General features: G+C 72.6%; 13 protein-coding genes. 6 read left to right on the top strand and 7 right to left on the bottom strand.

Annotation, left to right across the window (positions count from 1 at the left end):
• The 7 genes from ACF1CT_RS08425 to ACF1CT_RS08395 form a co-directional block, all read right to left on the bottom strand.
• Complete coding sequence (locus ACF1CT_RS08425) at positions 1-1,461, bottom strand: dihydroorotase family protein (protein WP_391782992.1); 1,461 nt, start codon at positions 1,459-1,461, stop codon at positions 1-3.
• Positions 1,449-2,576 carry an acyl-CoA dehydrogenase family protein gene (locus ACF1CT_RS08420; protein ID WP_391782991.1) on the bottom strand — a complete coding sequence of 376 codons (1,128 nt, stop codon included), beginning with the start codon at positions 2,574-2,576 and terminating at the stop codon, positions 1,449-1,451. The genes ACF1CT_RS08425 and ACF1CT_RS08420 overlap by 13 nt, the downstream gene beginning before the upstream one ends.
• Positions 2,549-3,601: a PrpF domain-containing protein gene (locus tag ACF1CT_RS08415; RefSeq protein ID WP_391782990.1), complete on the bottom strand. Its 1,053-nt coding sequence runs from the start codon at positions 3,599-3,601 to the stop codon at positions 2,549-2,551. The genes ACF1CT_RS08420 and ACF1CT_RS08415 overlap by 28 nt, the downstream gene beginning before the upstream one ends.
• Entirely contained in the window at positions 3,598-5,433 is a 1,836-nt protein-coding gene (gene asnB / locus ACF1CT_RS08410; RefSeq protein WP_391782989.1) for an asparagine synthase (glutamine-hydrolyzing), read from the bottom strand. The genes ACF1CT_RS08415 and asnB overlap by 4 nt, the downstream gene beginning before the upstream one ends.
• A 187-nt stretch (positions 5,434-5,620) precedes the next feature.
• The gene (locus ACF1CT_RS08405) at positions 5,621-6,580 is read right to left on the bottom strand and encodes a PLP-dependent cysteine synthase family protein (protein ID WP_391782988.1); all 960 of its coding nucleotides are present in this window, start codon (positions 6,578-6,580) and stop codon (positions 5,621-5,623) included.
• 171 nt (positions 6,581-6,751) lie between these two features.
• Complete coding sequence (locus ACF1CT_RS08400; protein WP_391782987.1) at positions 6,752-7,549, bottom strand: HpcH/HpaI aldolase/citrate lyase family protein; 798 nt, start codon at positions 7,547-7,549, stop codon at positions 6,752-6,754.
• On the bottom strand, positions 7,546-8,406 hold the full coding sequence (locus tag ACF1CT_RS08395) for a TauD/TfdA dioxygenase family protein (RefSeq protein WP_391782986.1): 861 nt from the start codon (positions 8,404-8,406) through the stop codon (positions 7,546-7,548). The genes ACF1CT_RS08400 and ACF1CT_RS08395 overlap by 4 nt, the downstream gene beginning before the upstream one ends.
• A gap of 465 nt (positions 8,407-8,871) precedes the next feature.
• Here ACF1CT_RS08395 and ACF1CT_RS08390 point away from each other — a divergent pair, with 465 nt between their 5' ends.
• Genes ACF1CT_RS08390 through ACF1CT_RS08365 form a run of 6 tightly spaced genes read left to right on the top strand, consistent with a single transcriptional unit; the run spans position 8,872 to position 15,662 of the window.
• Positions 8,872-10,146 carry an MFS transporter gene (locus tag ACF1CT_RS08390; RefSeq protein WP_391782985.1) on the top strand — a complete coding sequence of 425 codons (1,275 nt, stop codon included), beginning with the start codon at positions 8,872-8,874 and terminating at the stop codon, positions 10,144-10,146.
• Positions 10,147-10,192: 46 nt separating this feature from the next.
• Positions 10,193-11,458, top strand: a complete 1,266-nt coding sequence (locus tag ACF1CT_RS08385; RefSeq protein WP_391782984.1) for an ATP-grasp domain-containing protein — start codon at positions 10,193-10,195, stop codon at positions 11,456-11,458.
• Complete coding sequence (locus tag ACF1CT_RS08380) at positions 11,455-12,801, top strand: ATP-grasp domain-containing protein (RefSeq protein WP_391782983.1); 1,347 nt, start codon at positions 11,455-11,457, stop codon at positions 12,799-12,801. Before ACF1CT_RS08385 ends, ACF1CT_RS08380 begins: the two co-directional genes overlap by 4 nt.
• A 36-nt stretch (positions 12,802-12,837) precedes the next feature.
• The gene (gene epsC, locus ACF1CT_RS08375) at positions 12,838-13,440 is read left to right on the top strand and encodes a serine O-acetyltransferase EpsC (protein WP_391782982.1); all 603 of its coding nucleotides are present in this window, start codon (positions 12,838-12,840) and stop codon (positions 13,438-13,440) included.
• A gap of 42 nt (positions 13,441-13,482) precedes the next feature.
• Entirely contained in the window at positions 13,483-14,433 is a 951-nt protein-coding gene (locus tag ACF1CT_RS08370; RefSeq protein WP_391782981.1) for a PLP-dependent cysteine synthase family protein, read from the top strand.
• On the top strand, positions 14,430-15,662 hold the full coding sequence (locus ACF1CT_RS08365) for an ATP-grasp domain-containing protein (RefSeq protein ID WP_391782980.1): 1,233 nt from the start codon (positions 14,430-14,432) through the stop codon (positions 15,660-15,662). The genes ACF1CT_RS08370 and ACF1CT_RS08365 overlap by 4 nt, the downstream gene beginning before the upstream one ends.
• Positions 15,663-15,804: the final 142 nt, after the last annotated feature.

Raw genomic sequence — 15,804 nt, 5'->3', positions numbered from 1 at the left:
TCAGGCTCCGGTCGTGGTCAGTTCGGGGGCGGGGGTACCGACGCGGCTGCCGGGGGTCAGCCTGCGTCCGTCGTAGGAGCCGAAGGTGGCGCGGGCCCGGTCGTAGACGGTGCGTCCGGCGCGCAGGGCGCGTTCGACCCGGCCGGTGAGGGTCCAGCCCTCGTACGCGGACCAGCCGCACTTGCTCTGTACGTCGTGGGCGGACAGCATCCAGTGCACGTCGGCGTCGAAGAGGACGAGGTCGGCGTCGGCCCCGGGGCGCAGGCGCCCCTTGCCGGACAGCCGGAACAGGTCGGCGGGGCCCTCGGCGAGGTGGCGCACGAGCCGGGTGATGGCGACGTCGGGGTGTTCCTGCGGGCGGCGCCGGCGCATCCCGGTCCAGACGGCGACGGCGAGTTCCTGCACCCCGGGCAGTCCGGGCGGGGACTGGCTGACGGTGCGGGTCTTCTCCTCCATGGTGTGCGGGGCGTGGTCGCTGCCGAGGGTGGTGACCTGGTCGTCGTACACCGCCTCCCACAACCGGTCCTGGTCCTGCTGGGTGCGGATGGACGGGGACAGGCGGGTGCGTGCGCCGAGGCGGCGGGTGTCGTGGTCGGTGAACGACAGGTGGTGGCCGGTGACCTCGAAGGTGACGGGCAGTCCGGCCGCCTGTGCCGCGCACACCAGGTCGGCCTCCTCGGCGCTGGACAGGTGCAGGATGTGGGCGCGGGTGCCGTGCACCCTGACGAGTTCGATGACCTTGGAGACGGCGATGATTCCGGCGCTGCGCGGGCGGTGGGCGGCGTAGTCGCGGTAGGCGTCGGGTTCACCGCGCCAGCCGTCGAGCAGGGCGAAGACGTTGTCGTCCTCGGCGTGCAGGACGAGTTGCACGTCGGCCTCGGCGGCGGCGGCGAAGGCGCGGCGCAGTTGGCCGGCGTCCCGGATCACGGTGGGTGCGGTGTGATGGCCCGCCATGAAGATCTTGGCGCTGGTGGCGATGTGCGGGTCCAGGCCCCTGAGGGCTTCCGGGCGGTCCGGGTGGACGCCGATGTGGAAGGCGTGATCGACGAGGGAGTGGCCGTGCACCAGGGCCGCCTTGTCGAGGACGTCCTGCTCGTCGAGGGTGGGCGGGAGGGTGTTGGGCATGTCGACGACGGTGGTGACGCCGCCGCGCACCGCGGCGCGGCTGCCGTGTTCCCAGTCCTCCTTGTGGGTGAGTCCGGGGGTGCGGAAGTGGACGTGGGAGTCGATCAGGCCGGGCAGCACGTAGCGGTCGCCGGCGTCGATGCGGGGGATGCCGACGGGGACGGGGTCCTGGCCGTCCCGGACGTGGTCGTCGTGGACGTGGTCGTGGACGTGGACACCGGTGATGAGACCGTCGCGGATGGTCAGGTGCCCGGCCCGGACGCCGGTGGGGGTGACGATGCGGCGGCCGGTGACGACGAGGTCGGGGGCCGGGCCGGGGCGGGTCAGCTCGGCCATGACGCCGCCAGGATGTCTCGGCACAGGTCGTTGGTCGGTCCCATGAGGGAGATGCCGCGGGCGTCGGCGAGGAGCCGGTTGAGGGGGGTGGTGGTGAGGTACCCGGAGGAGCCGAGCATCCGGGCCGCCCGGAGGCAGATCTCCTCGGCGGTCTCGGAGGCGTGGACCTTGCTGTGCAGGGTCGTCAGCCCGGGGTCCTCGGTGGTGCGGGCACCGGCGAGTTCGACGACGCCGCGGGCGGATTCCAGGCGGGTGGCGAGGTCGGCGAGGCGGTGGCGTACCGCGGGCAGGTCGAGCAGGTTGCGGCGCTGGGCGTGGTCGAGGGCGAGGTTCAGGGCGGCCCGGCCGATGCCGACGGACACGGCGCCGAGGCTGGCGCCGCTCGCGCGCACCCCGGAGATGATGGTGGCGGCGTGGCCGGGTGGTCCGAGGCGGGCGCCGTCGTCGACCACGCAGCCGTCGAAGGAGAGCAGGCCGGTGGCCGATCCGCGCATCCCGACGAGGTCGAGGCCCAGGTCGGGGGTGATGCCGGGGACGTCGGCGGGGACCAGGAAGAAGGTCTGGCCGGGGGCTCCGTAGCCGCTGCCCTCCGTTGCCGGGACCGGTCCGGTGCGTACCAGCAGGAGGTAGAGGTCGGCGATGCCGGCTCCGGTGGTGAAGGACTTGGCAGCGTCGATCCGCCAGCCGCCCTCCTGTTGCCGGACAGCGGTCGAGGCGAGGTTCTGCTTGGCGGCTCCGGCCCCCGTCTCGCTCCACGAGGAGGCGGCGAGGCAGCTTCCGTCGGCGAGGCCGGGCAGCAGACGGGCATGCTGTTCGGGGGTGCCCCATTCGGTGACGCGGGCACTCACCGCGAAGTGCTGGAAGGCGATGATCGCGACGGAGGGGTTGACCTCCGCGAGCTGTTCCACCACGCGGTTGACGTCGGTGGCGGTGCCGCCCGCGCCGCCGTACGCGCGGGGCACGGCGGTGGCGAGCAGCCCGGATCGGCGCAGTTCGGCGAGTGCTCCGCTGTCGGGTGTCGCGGTGGTGTCGGTGCGTTCGGCGGATTCGCGCAGCCGTGCCCGCAGTTCGGGTGTGATGCGGGTGCTCACGCGGCCGTCGACAGTGCCAGGCATTGGGCCACCTCCTCGAATTGCAGATGCCGTAGCGGGTCGATGACGAAGGAGCCCTGGAAGCTGACGTGCTTGTCGGCGACGGTCGCCCACATCAGGGCGCCGCCGGTGTCGCTCCCGCAGGTGACCGAGGTGACGGCGGTCCGGCCCCCGGGGGTGAGGATCTCGACGAGGCTGTCGGCGGCGCCGCTCTCCCGGGCGATGCGCCAGGGGATGGTGTGCGGGATGCGGACGGCGGTGCCGAGGCAGACGGCACCGGTCAGGGCGATGGTGGGATGCCAGTCGGGCACGGATGCCGCGCGGGCGGCGATCGTGGCGCGGTCGGCGGGGAGGATCGCGGCGACCTTGGGAAAGGCACCGCCGGGCGCCCAGCCGAGCCGGTCCGCCGCGGCGTCGCGGATGCGGCGCAGCAGGTCCAGCAGGGCGCCGCCCGCGTCGAAGAGTGCGTCGGCGCCGTCGATCCCGAGGCTGCGGGCGTCGACGAAGGCGTAGGCGTTGCCGGAGGAGACCAGGGAGACCGGGAGCGGCCGTCCGTCGACGTCGAGCCGGGTGATGGTTTCGCCGGTCATCAGCAGGTCGGCGAACGGCACCGGGCGGGGCTGGACGAACTGGACGGTGAACGTCGCCCGGTCGTCCTCGACGCGGTCCGCCTCCAGTACGACGCTGTCGCCGTTGTTGAGGACCCGCACCCGTACCCGGGTCCGGGCGGTGAGGCGGGGCAGCATGCCCGCGCGGGCGGCGGCGGTGACCGCGGCGAGGATGGAGTGCCCGCAGGAGCCGCGCAGTTCGAAGTGGTCGGGGGCGTCGGGCAGGGCCTGCACGAAGCGGTAGTCGAGATCGAACATCGGGTGCGGCGAGGGCTTCACCAGGGCGAGTTTGAGGACGTGCGAGCCGCCTGCCGCGGCGAGGTAGCGGCGGATCTCCGCGAGGTTGTGGAGCAGGCGCGGTTCGTCGTCGGGCAGCCGCTGCGCGTCGAGCACGCAGGTCGGGCAGGGGCTGCCGGTGGCGTGGGCGAGGTGGCCGATCACGCGGGCACCGCCGATCTGAGGTACGGCGGGGCGGCGGTCGCGCCGACGGGTACGGGCGGTTCCGCGCGCCTGCGGTGGAAGATGTCGCGCCACACCTCGTGGACGAGGAGCGCCCACAGGGTCAGTGCGGTGGTGTCGTCGGGGCGTTCGGCCTGGGCGGTGAACAGCGCCTGGACTGCCTCCGGCCGCAGCGCGCCGGTCTCGCGCAGCCGTGCGGGGGTGAGGTGGTCGCGGGTGTACTGCCACAGCGGGGTGCCGGGGGCGAGCATGGCGGTGACGGGCAGGGTGAAGGGCTGCTTGGGCCGGGTGAGGACGCTGTGCGGCACCAGGCCCTCGGCGGCGGCGTACAGGGCGCGTTTGACCTGGCCGTCGTGGATGCGCTGGTGGTCGCCCAGGGCACGGCCCGCGGCAAGGACACGGGGCTGGCAGAACGGGAGCCTGACCTCGACGGAGTGGGCCATGCTCAGGTGGTCGACGCGGCGCAGGTGGTAGGCGGGGAGCCGGTGGGCGAGTTCGAGGCGGGTGATGCGGTCCAGGGCGGTGCCGGTGCCGTGGGCAAGGTCGTGACGGACGCCGGGCGGCAGCGGATCGATGGTGCGTACGTGGTCGCGGTAGGCGTCGGTGTAGAGGGCGGTGCGGCGGGCGGCGGGCAGCACGGCCAGCGCGTCGAGGTAGCGGCCGGTCCAGTCGGCTCCCGCGGCGGCGGCCTCGGCGGCCGTCCGCATGCGGTCGTAGCCGCCGAAGATCTCGTCGGCGGCGTCGCCGGTGAGGGCGACCTTGAACCCGGCCTCGCGCACCGCCCGGAACAGGACGTGGGTGCTGAGGGTGATGGGGTCGGCGTTGGGCTGGCCCAGATGCCAGACGGTGTCCTCGATCAGTTCGGGGAACCCGGCAGGGTCCGCCTCGATCTGGTGGTGGACGGTTCCGGCGTGTTCGGCGGCCTCGCGGGCGAAGTGGCGTTCGTCGAAGGGCCATCGGCCGCGGTAGGCGATGTTGAAGGAGTGCAGGGGCCGGTGACGGGCGGCGAGCGCGGTGACGAGGCTGGAGTCGAGTCCACCGGAGGTGATCACGGCGACGGGCACGTCGGCGACCAGCAGGCGGCCCACCTCTTCGTGCAGGGTCCGGCGCAGTTCCCGGGCGTCGCCGCCGGGGTTCGGGTCCGGTGCGGGGGCGGTGCGGTGGGTGAGGTGCGGGGTGCCGCCGTAGGAGCAGACCAGGGTGGTGGCGGGCGGCAGGGCCCGGATGCCGTGGAACATGGTCTGTTCGCCGAAGGGGGTCTTCAGGGCGAGGTAGGCGTCGAGACCGGAGGTCCGGATGCCGCCCGGTACGGCGTCGAAGCCGAGCAGGGCGGGGATCTCGGAGGAGAAGTGCAGGGCGCGGGTCACCGGGTCGAAGCTGTAGTAGAGCGGCTTCATGCCGAGGTGGTCGGTGGCCAGGAGCAGCCGGGGTTCGGCGCGGCGGTCCAGGACGGCGAGCGCGTACATGCCGTCGATGTGGTCGGTGAGGGCGTCCCCGTACTCGGTGTACAGGGCGGGCAGGATGGTGCCGTCGCAGCGGTCGGGGAAGGCGTGGCCGCGCCGTTCCAGCCGTCGGCGCAGTTCGTCGTGGTTGTAGATCTCGCCGTTGAACACGATCTGGACGTGGTCGTCGGCGTGGTACGGCTGCCGGCCGCCGTCGAGGTCCATGACCGCGAGCCGGTTGTTGCCCACGCCGCCGTGGGGCGTGTGGTGGGCCCCGGTGCTGTCGGGGCCCCCGTGGCGCTGGAGCGCGGCGACCGTGCGCATCTCGTGCGGGGTCGCGGTCGTGTGGAAGTAGCCGTGGATCCGGCACATGCCAGCCTGTCCTTCGCTGCGGGTCAGGTTCGATTCAAGGGATTCGGGTCGATTCGGGGAGCCCGGGGCGGGGTTCGGGGTCCGGGGTTCGGGGCTCGGGGCTCGACGCGGGAGGTACGGGTCGGTGCGCGGAGTGCGGGAGGTTCGGGTCCGGGGTGAGGAGCGCGGGCGGAGGAGGGGGTCGGGGTCAGGCGCGGGAGAGCGACAGGTAGCGCTCCCCGGTGTCGGGCAGCACCGTGACGATCGTGGGTGACCGGTCGGCGATGCGGTCCGCGACGACGCGGCAGGCGTGGACCGCCGCGCCGGAGGAGATGCCGACGGGGAGCCCGGTCGTGGCGGTGACGGCGCGGGCCGCCTCGGCGGCGTCGTCGTCGGTGACGGCAACGACCTCGTCGATGAGGTGGACGTCGGTGATGTCGGAGACGTATCCGGCGCCGATGCCGGGGATACCGTGCGGTCCCGGTTCGCCGCCGGAGAGCACGGCCGAGGTCGCCGGTTCGACCGCGACGACGTGCAGGCCGGGGCGACGGTGCTTGAGGTGGCGGGCGAGGCCGGTGAGGGTGCCGCCGGTGCCCACGCCGCAGACCAGGACGTCGATGTCGCCGCCGGTGGCGTCCCAGATCTCGGGGCCGGTGGTCTCCTCGTGCGCGCGGACGTTGTCGGGGTTGCGGTCCTGGTGGGCCAGCCACGAGCCGGGGGTGTCGCGCTGCAGTTGTTCGGCGTGCAGCCAGGCGGCCGGCAGCCCGTCCTGGTGGGGGACGAGGACGACCTCGGCACCCAACGAGCGCAGCAGCAGCCGACGTTCCTCGGTGGCGTTGTCCGGCATCACGATGACGCAGCGGTGGCCGCGGGCGGCGCACAGCGCGGCCAGCGAGATGCCGGTGCTGCCGGACGAGCACTCGATGACGGTGCCGCCGGTGGCGGGTACCAGCCCGTCGGTCTCGGCGCGGCGCAGCATGTACAGGGCGGCACGGTCCTTGACGCTGGCGAGTGGGTTGAGCATTTCCAGTTTGGCCAGGAGCCGGACCCGCGGGGACATTCCGTGCGGGCGCAGCCGGAGCAGCGGGGTGTTCCCCACGAGGTCGTCGACGGACTCGGCCACGGTGCGGCGGGCGCTCGCGCGGACCGGAGCTGTTTCGGTGGTCACGGTTCCCAACTCCTCTTTCGTTCCCGGTGGTTGTCGCGAGCTCGGTGGCCGGTCGTCGGCATGGGCGACGGCCGTTGTCGATGTCGGGCGGGTGCCGGTTGTCGGCATGGGCCGGGTGCCGGTTGTCGACGTCGGGCGGGTGCCGGTTGTCAATGTCGGGCGGGTGCCGGTTCACGCCCTCGGCGGGCCTCCTGCCGCGGTGAGGTGCGCCGCCGCGGCCTGCTGCAGGTGGGTGATGTCGCTGGAGACGGTGGCGAAGGTGAACCCCTCGTCCAGGCGGCGGGCCGCGCTCGCCCCGTCCAGGCAGTGGATGCCGCAGGCGATGCCGGCCCGCTCGGCGGCGTCGGTGACGGCCTTGAGCGCGTCCTCCAGCACGCCGGCGACGGCCGGGTCGCCGAAGTGGGACGCGCCGAGGGCGATCGACAGGTCGGCGGGCCCGATGTAGACGGCGTCGAGGCCGGGGGTCGCGCAGATGGCCTCCAGGTCGTCGAGTGCGGCGGCCGTCTCGATCATGACGATGCAGGCGATCTTCTCGTCGATCTCGGCGGGGGCGGAGCCCAGGCGCAGTTCCGCGCGGACGGGGCCGGCCAGGCTCCGGGTGCCCGCGGGCCAGTGGCGGCAGGCGCGCACCGCGTCGAGGGCCTGCCGGGGGGTCTCGACCATGGGGACGACGACGCCGTGGGCGCCGGTGTCCAGGGCGGTGCCGATCGCGACGGGGTCGGGTGCCGGTACGCGGATGAGACCGGCCGAGCGGCCCCCGGCGTCGACGGCGAGCATCGCGTTCTGCCAGCCGGGCTGGTGGATGACGCCGTGCTGGCCGTCGACCCCGATGTAGTCGTAGCCGAGCCGGGCGATCCGCTCGGTGCCGACAGGGTTGTCGCAGGCGATCCAGTAGCCCACCAGGCGTCGGCGAGCGCGCAACCGGGCGGCGAAGTCGGCCGGCCGGTGGGGGTTCGACGGTGTGCTCACTCGCCCTCCTCGATGACGTAGCCGGTCTTGCCGTCCAGCCCGTACGGAACGTCTCCGGTGATGGAGACCCGGTGCAGGACGCGCGGATGGCGGTCGTAGTCGTTGACCGCGTAGTGCTGGGTGTTGCGGTTGTCGAAGACGAGGACGTCGCCCGGGCGCCAGGTCCAGCGCGCGGTGTTCTCCGGGCGGCGGACATAGGACTGCAGAATGTCGAGAACGGGCCGGGACTGCCGCAGGTCCATGCCGACCAGGCGTTGGGCGAACCCGCCGAGGAACAGGCTCGGTTCGCCGGACTCCGGGTGCACCCGCACCACCGGATGGGCGGCCTCGTAGCGCTTGGCCAGAAAGGCCCGGCGCACCCGTTCGCCGCGCTCGGTGCCCAGCCTGGGCTGTTCGGCGTGGTTGGTGTGCACGGCCCACAGGCGGTCGGCGATGTCACGGAGTTCGGCGGGCAGGTCGCGGTAGCCGGCGGCGCCGTTGGCGACGAGGGTGTCCCCGCCGTAGGGCGGCAGGACGACACCGCGCAGTGTGGTGCCGAGCGACGGTGTCGCGGTGAAGCTGATGTCGGTGTGCCAGTGGTCGGCGCGCTGGTCCTCGCCGTCCACGGGAATCACCTGGGGCGCCCCGTCGACGGTACGCATCATGGGGTGCTTCTGCGTGAGCGGGCCGAAACGGCCGGCGAATGCCAGTTGATCGGCGTCGGTGATGTCCTGATCCCGGAAGAAGAGCACCTTGTGCGCGAGAAACGCCTCGTGGATCTGCCGGAAAACGGATTCACTCATTTCGCTGCCCAGGTCGATTCCCGTGACCTCGGCGCCGATCTTTCCGCCGACTTTCCTTATGTCGAATGCGGGCACGGGGAATTTCCTTCCGCGTGGGGATTCCGATATGGGGATTCTGGCGTGGGAAGTCCGGTGTGGGGATTCCGACGCGAGGATTCCGATGCGGGGATTCCGACATCGGGAGTCCGGTGCGGGGATTCCGATGTCCTCGGTGGCCGGGACTCGCTGAGCCAACCATGGGCGCCACAGGTCGGCAACCGTACGGTTTCCGGCGATGCGACTTCACCAACTCCCTGTCAGGGCAGGGGCGTTGCCGTACGGAGGACGGCACGACTTGCGAAAGTCGCGCCCGGTTACTCTTTTCCCTTGCTCACTCGCAAATGGCGTGATCAGCTCGGTACACCTGCATGTTCCGTGCCCCCGCCCCGCCCCTTCGCGTCCCGCCCCTTCGCGCCCCGCCCCTTCGCGCCCCGCCCCTTCGCGTCCCGCCCCTTCGCGTCCTTCCCAAGGATGCCTGAAACCGACTCCCGGGAGACTGCGGTGAAATTCCGCGAACTGCATCCCAACATCAAGCTGAGGCTCGGCGTGGGCTTCGTCCAGCGCCTGCTCGGCATCATGCTGATGCCCCTGCTCGTCATCCATCTGGCGAAGCTGTACGGCCCTGCCACCGCGGGGGTCATGACGCTCGTGGTGGGCGCCGCCGGGATCGCGTCCAACTTCCTCGGCGGCCATCTGGCGGACGTGCACGGCCGACGGCCGCTGCTGGTCCTGGGAGAGGCGGCCGCGGCGGTCACGTTCGCGCTGATCGCACTCGCCAACTCGCCCTGGTGGAGCTCCGGCTGGGCGACGTTCGCACTGTTCCTGCTGAACACCTGCGCGTCCAACATGGCGACCCCCGCCGCCGACGCCATGATCATCGACGTCTCGGCGCCGGAGAACCGCACACTCGTCTACACGATCAACTACTGGTCGATCAATCTGGCGTTCACCTTCGGCGCGCTCATCGGCGGTTTCTTCTACGAGGGCTACTTCTTCGAGCTGCTGACCGCCGCCACCGTCCTGTGCGTGGCCACGACCGGTGTGATGTGGCGCTGGGTGACCGAGAGCGCGCCGGAGGGGGCCAAGGAGGCCGCCACCGGTGTCGTCGCGATGCTGCGCGGCTACCTGACCGTCGCCCGCGACCGGGTGTTCCTGCGTCTGCTCACCGCGGCCGTGCTGATGCGCGCCATCGAGGTGCAGATCGGCTACTACATCGCGGTGCGGCTCGCCGACGAGTTCCCGGTGCAGACCCTGGCCACCGTCGGTTCCTGGGCGCCGCGCGTGAACGGTGTGGAGATGCTCGGCATCCTGCGCGCCGTCAACACCGCACTGGTGGTGGGACTCGCCCTGTTCGCGGGCAAGATGTTCGGCCGCCTGTCGGACCGGGCCCGGCTCTACGCGGGCATCGTGGTGTTCACCGCCGGATACATGGTCTGGGCGTTCAGCAACACCGGCTGGCTGCTGATCGCCGCCGCCGTCGCGCTCACCCTGGGCGAGCTGGCCAACGTCCCGGTCAAGCAGGCCATCCTCGCCGATCTCGTCGACCCGGCCGCCCGCACCAAGTACATGGCCGCCTACGGGCTGAACGCCCGGATCGGCCTGCTCATCGGATCGGCCTGCGTCACCGTCGGCGCCTTCCTGTCGCCCCTGGGCATGAGCGCACTGTACGGCGTGTGGGGCGCGGGCGCGCTCCTCGTCTTCCGCTCCCTGCTGAGGGTGCGCGACGAGCGGCGGGCCCTGGAGAAGGCCACCGCCGAGCCGGTGACCGCGGCATGAGCACCCCCAGTGGCAGAACCCACGACCCCCGAGAAGGGACCGAGTCATGACGTCGGCGTCCGCCCCCCGAAGACTGCTCATGGTGATGCCGTATCACCAACTGGTCCGCAAGGCCGTGCGGGCGGGGTTCCGGGTCTGGTCCGTGTGGGACCCGGCGTTGCGCGAACGCGCCTATCTCGACCAGGTCGCGGAACACTCCGAGGAGCTGATCCTCACCGACTTCGGCGACCGCGCCGCGCTGAGCGCGCTGATCGCCGACACGGCCCGCGGGCACGGCATCGACCTCGTCCTGCACCTGGGCAGCGAGGACACCATGGTTCCGGTGGCCGAGACGGCCGAGGCACTGGGACTCGCCCCCAATCCGGCACGGGCGGTACGCGGCCTCAACGACAAGGCCGCACTGCGCCGCCTGCTCAACGGGGCCGGGTTGTCCGTCGTACGGGCCCGCGAGGTCGCCGACCCCGCACAGGCCGCCGACGTGCTGGACGACTTCACGCTGCCCGTCGTGGTGAAACCCACCCGGCTGGCCGGCAGCCGGGGCATCGCCCTGATCCGGCGCCCCGACGACCTGCTGGAATGGAGCGCCCGGGTCGAACGGGACGGCCACCGGGGGCCCTACGTCGTCGAGGAGTACCTGGAGGGCCCGGAGTACAGCGTGGAGACGCTGAGCGCCGGGGGCGTCCACCATGTCATCGGGATCACGGCGAAGGAGACCGGCGGCGCCCCGTACTTCGTCGAGAGCGGGCATGTCTTCCCCGCCCCGCTGCCCGAGGCCGACGCCGCGGCCCTGCGCGACCTCGCCGTGTCGGTGCTCGACCTGGCGGGCTACCGCTTCGGCCCGGCCCACACCGAGGTGATCCTCACCCCGGACGGCCCCCGGGTCGTGGAGTCGCAGGCCCGGCTGGGCGGGGACCGCATCCCGCTGCTGGTGGAGGTCGCCGCCGGCTTCGACATCGAGGCGTGGGTCTTCCGCGCCCTCGCGGGCGAGCCCCTGACCGCGCCCGTTCCCGGGCGCACCGCGGCGATCGGCTTCTTCGGCTTCCCGGCCGGCGTCCTGGACACCGTGTCCGGGGTGGCGGAGGCCGCCGCGCTCCCCCACGTCCACGCCCTGCACCTCCCCTGGTCCGCGGGCGACGAACTGCCCCCGACCGTCAGCTCCGCCACCCGGCACGGATACGTGGTCGTCGACGGCGCCACCCCCGAGCAGGCCGCCGCGCGCGTCGCCGCCGTCCGTGACGGGATCAGGACCGCCGTGCGCGGCACGACGGCCGAAGTCCCGCCCGCCCTCGCCCCCGAAGGAAGCCTCCAGTGAGCGACGACACCCGGACCCTGCTGCTCGTGGGCGGCATCGACGCGCATCTGCGCCACGTCAAGGAACAGGGCGTGCGCGTGGTGTTCCTCCAGCACCCCGACAAGATCACCCCGTACCAGACCGCGACCGCCGACGTCCTGCTGATGATCGACTACACGGACTACGACGTCGTGCTGCCGTTCGCCGAGACGGCCCGCGCCCTGTACGGCTTCGACGTGGTGCTCTCGCTGACCGAGGGCGGTCTGACCCCGGCGGCCCGGCTCAACGACCACTTCGGCTTCGGCGACGGGCAGCGCGGCGAGGTGAGCCGCCGCATGCGGGACAAGGCACTGATGCGGGCTCACCTGGCCGAACGGGGGCATCCCGGTGTCGAACACGCCCGGGTCACCGACCGGGCCTCGCTGGACGCGTTCGGGGCCCGCGCCGGGTACCCGTTCATCGTCAAGCCGACCGGCACCACGGCCGGTTTCGGGCTGATCCGGGCCGAGGGCCCCGACGACCTGGACCGGGTGTGGCGGCGGATCGGGGAACTGCTCGGGCGGCGCACCGACCGCGGTTCGACCCTCTTCCGCGTCGACGGCTTCCTGATGGAGGAATACATCGACGGACCGGAGTTCAGTGTCGAGGCGTTCGGTTTCGCCGGGCGTCATGTGGTCGTGGCGATCACCGAGAAGCTCGTCGACGAGCGCCACTTCGCGGAACTCGGCCACGCCGTGCCCGCCCGCCTCGCACCGGACACCCACCGTCTGATCGCGGACGCGGTCACGGACTTCCTCACCGTCATGGGCGTCACCGACGGTCCCAGCCACACCGAGATCAGGCTCGGCGGGCGCGGCCCGCTCGTCATCGAGTCCCACAACCGGCTCGGCGGCGGCCAGATCATCGAACTGGTGGAAGCCGCTCTCGGCATCAACATGGCCGCCTACGCGGCGGCCTGGCCGCTGGGCAACGTGGCGCCGCTGACGGAACCGCCGCGGCCGGTGGGCGGGGCCTGCACCCGATTCGTGCTGAGCGACCCGGGCACCGTCACCGCCGTCGAGGGGGTCGACGAGGTCCGTGCCCGTCCCGACGTGCTGGCCCTCCAGCTGAACGCGCGCCCCGGGGACACCATTCGGCCGCTGCGCGACAACTGGGACCGGCCGGGCTTCGTCGCGGTGCGCGCCGAGGACACCGACACGGCGGTCGAGCTGTGCGAACGCCTGACCCGGCAGACGATCCGGATCGAGGTGAACGGAACCGCCGAAACCGCCGGGGTGCCCGGTTCCCCCGCCCCGGCCGAGGTCCGGGACGGCGCCGCCGCGGCCCCGGACCCCGCCGGACCGCAGCGGCCCGTCGCCGCCTGACGGCCCGTACCCGACCGTTCCCAGGAGTCGATGGACATGCCCGAACCGAACGGACTGCTGCGCACCCTGCGCGAGGATCTGGACGTCGTCGTCGAACGGGACCCCTCGGTCCGCACCCGGTTCGAGGGCCTGTGGCACCCCGCGCTCCCCGCCCTGTGGGCGCACCGGATCGCGCACCGGCTGCACCGGCGCGGCCACCGCCTGGCGGCACGCGCCGTCGCCCGCCGCGCCCGCCGCCGCACCGGTGTGGAGATCCATCCGGGCGCCGTCGTCGGCAGACGGGTCTTCATCGACCACGGCTCGGGCGTCGTCATCGGCGAGACCGCCCGCATCGGCGACGACGTCACGCTCTTCCACCAGGTGACGCTGGGTGCCGTCGGCTGGTGGAGCGACAACGGCCTCCCGCCGGGCGCCCGCCGTCACCCGGTGGTCGGCGACCGCGTCGTCCTGGGTGCCAACGCGACCGTCCTGGGCGCCGTCACCATCGGCGACGACGCCCTGATCGGCGCCATGGCCACCGTGACCCACGACGTGCGCCCGGGGGCGCGCGTCTACGCCCCGCCCTCCGTGACCCGTGGGCCCCGTGACGAGGACGCGCCGGACCCCGTGCGCCTGCTCGCGTCGGCAGGCTCCTGGTGATCCCGACCGCCGGCCCCTCCCGCCCCGCACAGAAAGTCCGCCATGACCACACTCGTCCCCCACCGCCGCGTCGCGAACCATCTGCACGAACTCATCGGGAACACTCCGCTCGTCCGGCTCGCCCTGCCCGGTGTCGACGCCTCCGTGGACGTCCTGGCGAAGCTGGAGTCGCACAATCCGTACGCGTCCAGCAAGGACCGCGCCGCCCTGTACATGCTGCGGGGGGCCGAGGAGCGCGGTGACCTCCCGCCGGGCGGCACCGTCATCGAGTCCACCTCCGGCAACACCGGCATCGCGCTGGCCGCGATGGCCGCGACCCGCGGCTACCGGTGCACGGTGGTGCTGCCCGACAGCGCCACCCCGGAGCGGGTCGGTCTGCTGCGCGCCCTGGGCGCCGGAATCGTGCAGACGCCCAGCGCGGACGGGTTCGCCGGTGCCATCGCCGAGGCCGAACGGATCCAGCGGTCCACGCCCGGCTCCTGGTACAGCCGCCAGCACGAGAACGACGACAACGTCCGCGCCCACTACGAGACGACCGGCCCGGAGATCTGGGCCGACACCGGCGGCCGGGTCGACGTCCTGGTCTGCGGTGTCGGCACCGGGGGCACCCTGACCGGCGCGGGCCGCTGCCTCAAGGAACGCAACCCGGACCTGACGGTGGTCGCCGTCGAACCGGAGAACTCGCCCGTCCTGTCGCAGGGGTTCGGCGGCCAGCACCGCATTCCGGGCCTGAACGGCGGCTTCGTCTCCCCCACCACGGACGTCTCACTGATCGACGAGGTCCTCACCTGCCCGGACGGGGCGGCGCTGGAGACCGCCCGCCGCCTCATCCGGCACCAGGGCATCTTCGCCGGGCTGTCCTCGGGCGCCGCGGTGTACGGCGCGACGCTCGTGGCCCGCCGCCCCGAACAGGCGGGCCGCACCGTCGTCACCCTGCTGCCCGACACGGGTGAGCGCTACGTCAGCATCTGGAACGAAGGGGAACCGGCATGACCACGCTCGTTCTGCACCGCGGCTCCCTGCGGGCCAACCCGTACGAGAAGTGGCTCGACGGACTCGGCACGGACCTCGTCCTCCTCGCCTCCGCCGAACAACTCAAGCTCAACAACGAGGAGTTGCCAGGCCACGCGCCCTACGTGCACGCCGAGGCGCTGGACGACTACGACCACGGCGCGCACGTCGCACGACGCGCCGCCGAACTCATCGAGCGCTACGGGGTGAGCGACGTCGTCGCCTGCCAGGAGAACGACATCGAGCGCGCCGCGCTGCTGCGCCGCCGCTTCGGCCTGCGCGGCCAGCAACCGGAGTCCGCCGTGCCCTACCGCGACAAGTGGGTGATGAAGCGGACCGCCCTGGCGGCCGGAATCGCGGTGGCCCCGCACGCGCTGCTCGGCAGCACGGACGACCTCGACGCCTTCACCGCCGAGCACGGCCTCCCCGTGGTGGTCAAACCGCGCCGGGGCGCCGGTTCGATCGGGCTGCGCATCCTGCGCACCGAGCAGGAGTACGCGCACTGGCGCGAGCAGGCCGAGCCGACCGACGACGCCGGGGAACCCGCCTGGCTCGTGGAGGCCTACGTCGAGGGCCGGATGTGCCACATCGACGGGACGTTCCTCGACGGCGGCATCACCACCCTGTGGCCGTCCATGTACCTGTACGCCCTCGCCGACTACACGGACCGCAAGGCCCGCGTCGACATCGCGCTGGACGCGACCGACCCGCTGACGCACCGGCTGAGGGAGTTCGCGGAACGGCTCCTCGACGCGTTCGGCGGCGGCACCGACTTCGCCTTCCACATCGAGGTGTTCGTCACTCCGCAGGGCGACCTGGTGCTCTGCGAGGCCGCCTGCCGGGCGGGCGGCGCCGGGGTCCGCGACGTCCAGCAGGCGATGTTCGGCTTCGACCCCGCCGAATACCCGGTGCGCCGCATGCTCGGACTGCCCGTGGGCCCCACACACCGCCGCGAACCCGACCGACTGGCCTGCCAGTTGCTGTTCACCCGCCGTCCGGGCCGACTGCGCGCCCTGCCGGACCCCGAGAACCTCCCCGACGGCGTCGCGAAGTACCACTGCTTCGCCGAAATCGGCGACGAGGTCGGCGAGGCCTGCCACTCGGGCGACTTCCTCGCCGCCTTCGTCATCACGGGCACCGACCGCGCACAGTGCGAGGCACGCGTCCGGGCCGCGGAGGCGTGGTTCCTGGGCGGGCTGGGGATGGACTGAGCGGCAACCCGGGCGACGGACCGCACGACCGGCGCCCGGGTTGCCGAGACCGCCGTCCCCGCAGCCACTGCGCCGTCCCGGGCCGATTCGGCCTTCTTCCCGACGGTGCCTGCGAGAGCACTCGTACAGATACGGCACACGG

Origin of the sequence: Streptomyces sp. NPDC014734, from assembly GCF_043083325.1 — a bacterium.
In the GTDB taxonomy this organism is placed as follows: Bacteria; Actinomycetota; Actinomycetes; order Streptomycetales; family Streptomycetaceae; genus Streptomyces.
This window is presented reverse-complemented; position numbering and strand designations above follow the sequence as displayed.

Excerpts from the sequence above, each read along its gene's own strand:
- ACF1CT_RS08425 (WP_391782992.1), bottom strand. The coding sequence starts at position 1,461 with ATGGCCGAGCTGACCCGCCCCGGCCCGGCCCCCGACCTCGTCGTCACC.
- ACF1CT_RS08420 (WP_391782991.1), bottom strand. The coding sequence starts at position 2,576 with ATGCCTGGCACTGTCGACGGCCGCGTGAGCACCCGCATCACACCCGAA.
- asnB (WP_391782989.1), bottom strand. The coding sequence starts at position 5,433 with ATGTGCCGGATCCACGGCTACTTCCACACGACCGCGACCCCGCACGAG.
- ACF1CT_RS08385 (WP_391782984.1), top strand. The coding sequence starts at position 10,193 with ATGACGTCGGCGTCCGCCCCCCGAAGACTGCTCATGGTGATGCCGTAT.
- epsC (WP_391782982.1), top strand. The coding sequence starts at position 12,838 with ATGCCCGAACCGAACGGACTGCTGCGCACCCTGCGCGAGGATCTGGAC.
- ACF1CT_RS08370 (WP_391782981.1), top strand. The coding sequence starts at position 13,483 with ATGACCACACTCGTCCCCCACCGCCGCGTCGCGAACCATCTGCACGAA.
- ACF1CT_RS08365 (WP_391782980.1), top strand. The coding sequence starts at position 14,430 with ATGACCACGCTCGTTCTGCACCGCGGCTCCCTGCGGGCCAACCCGTAC.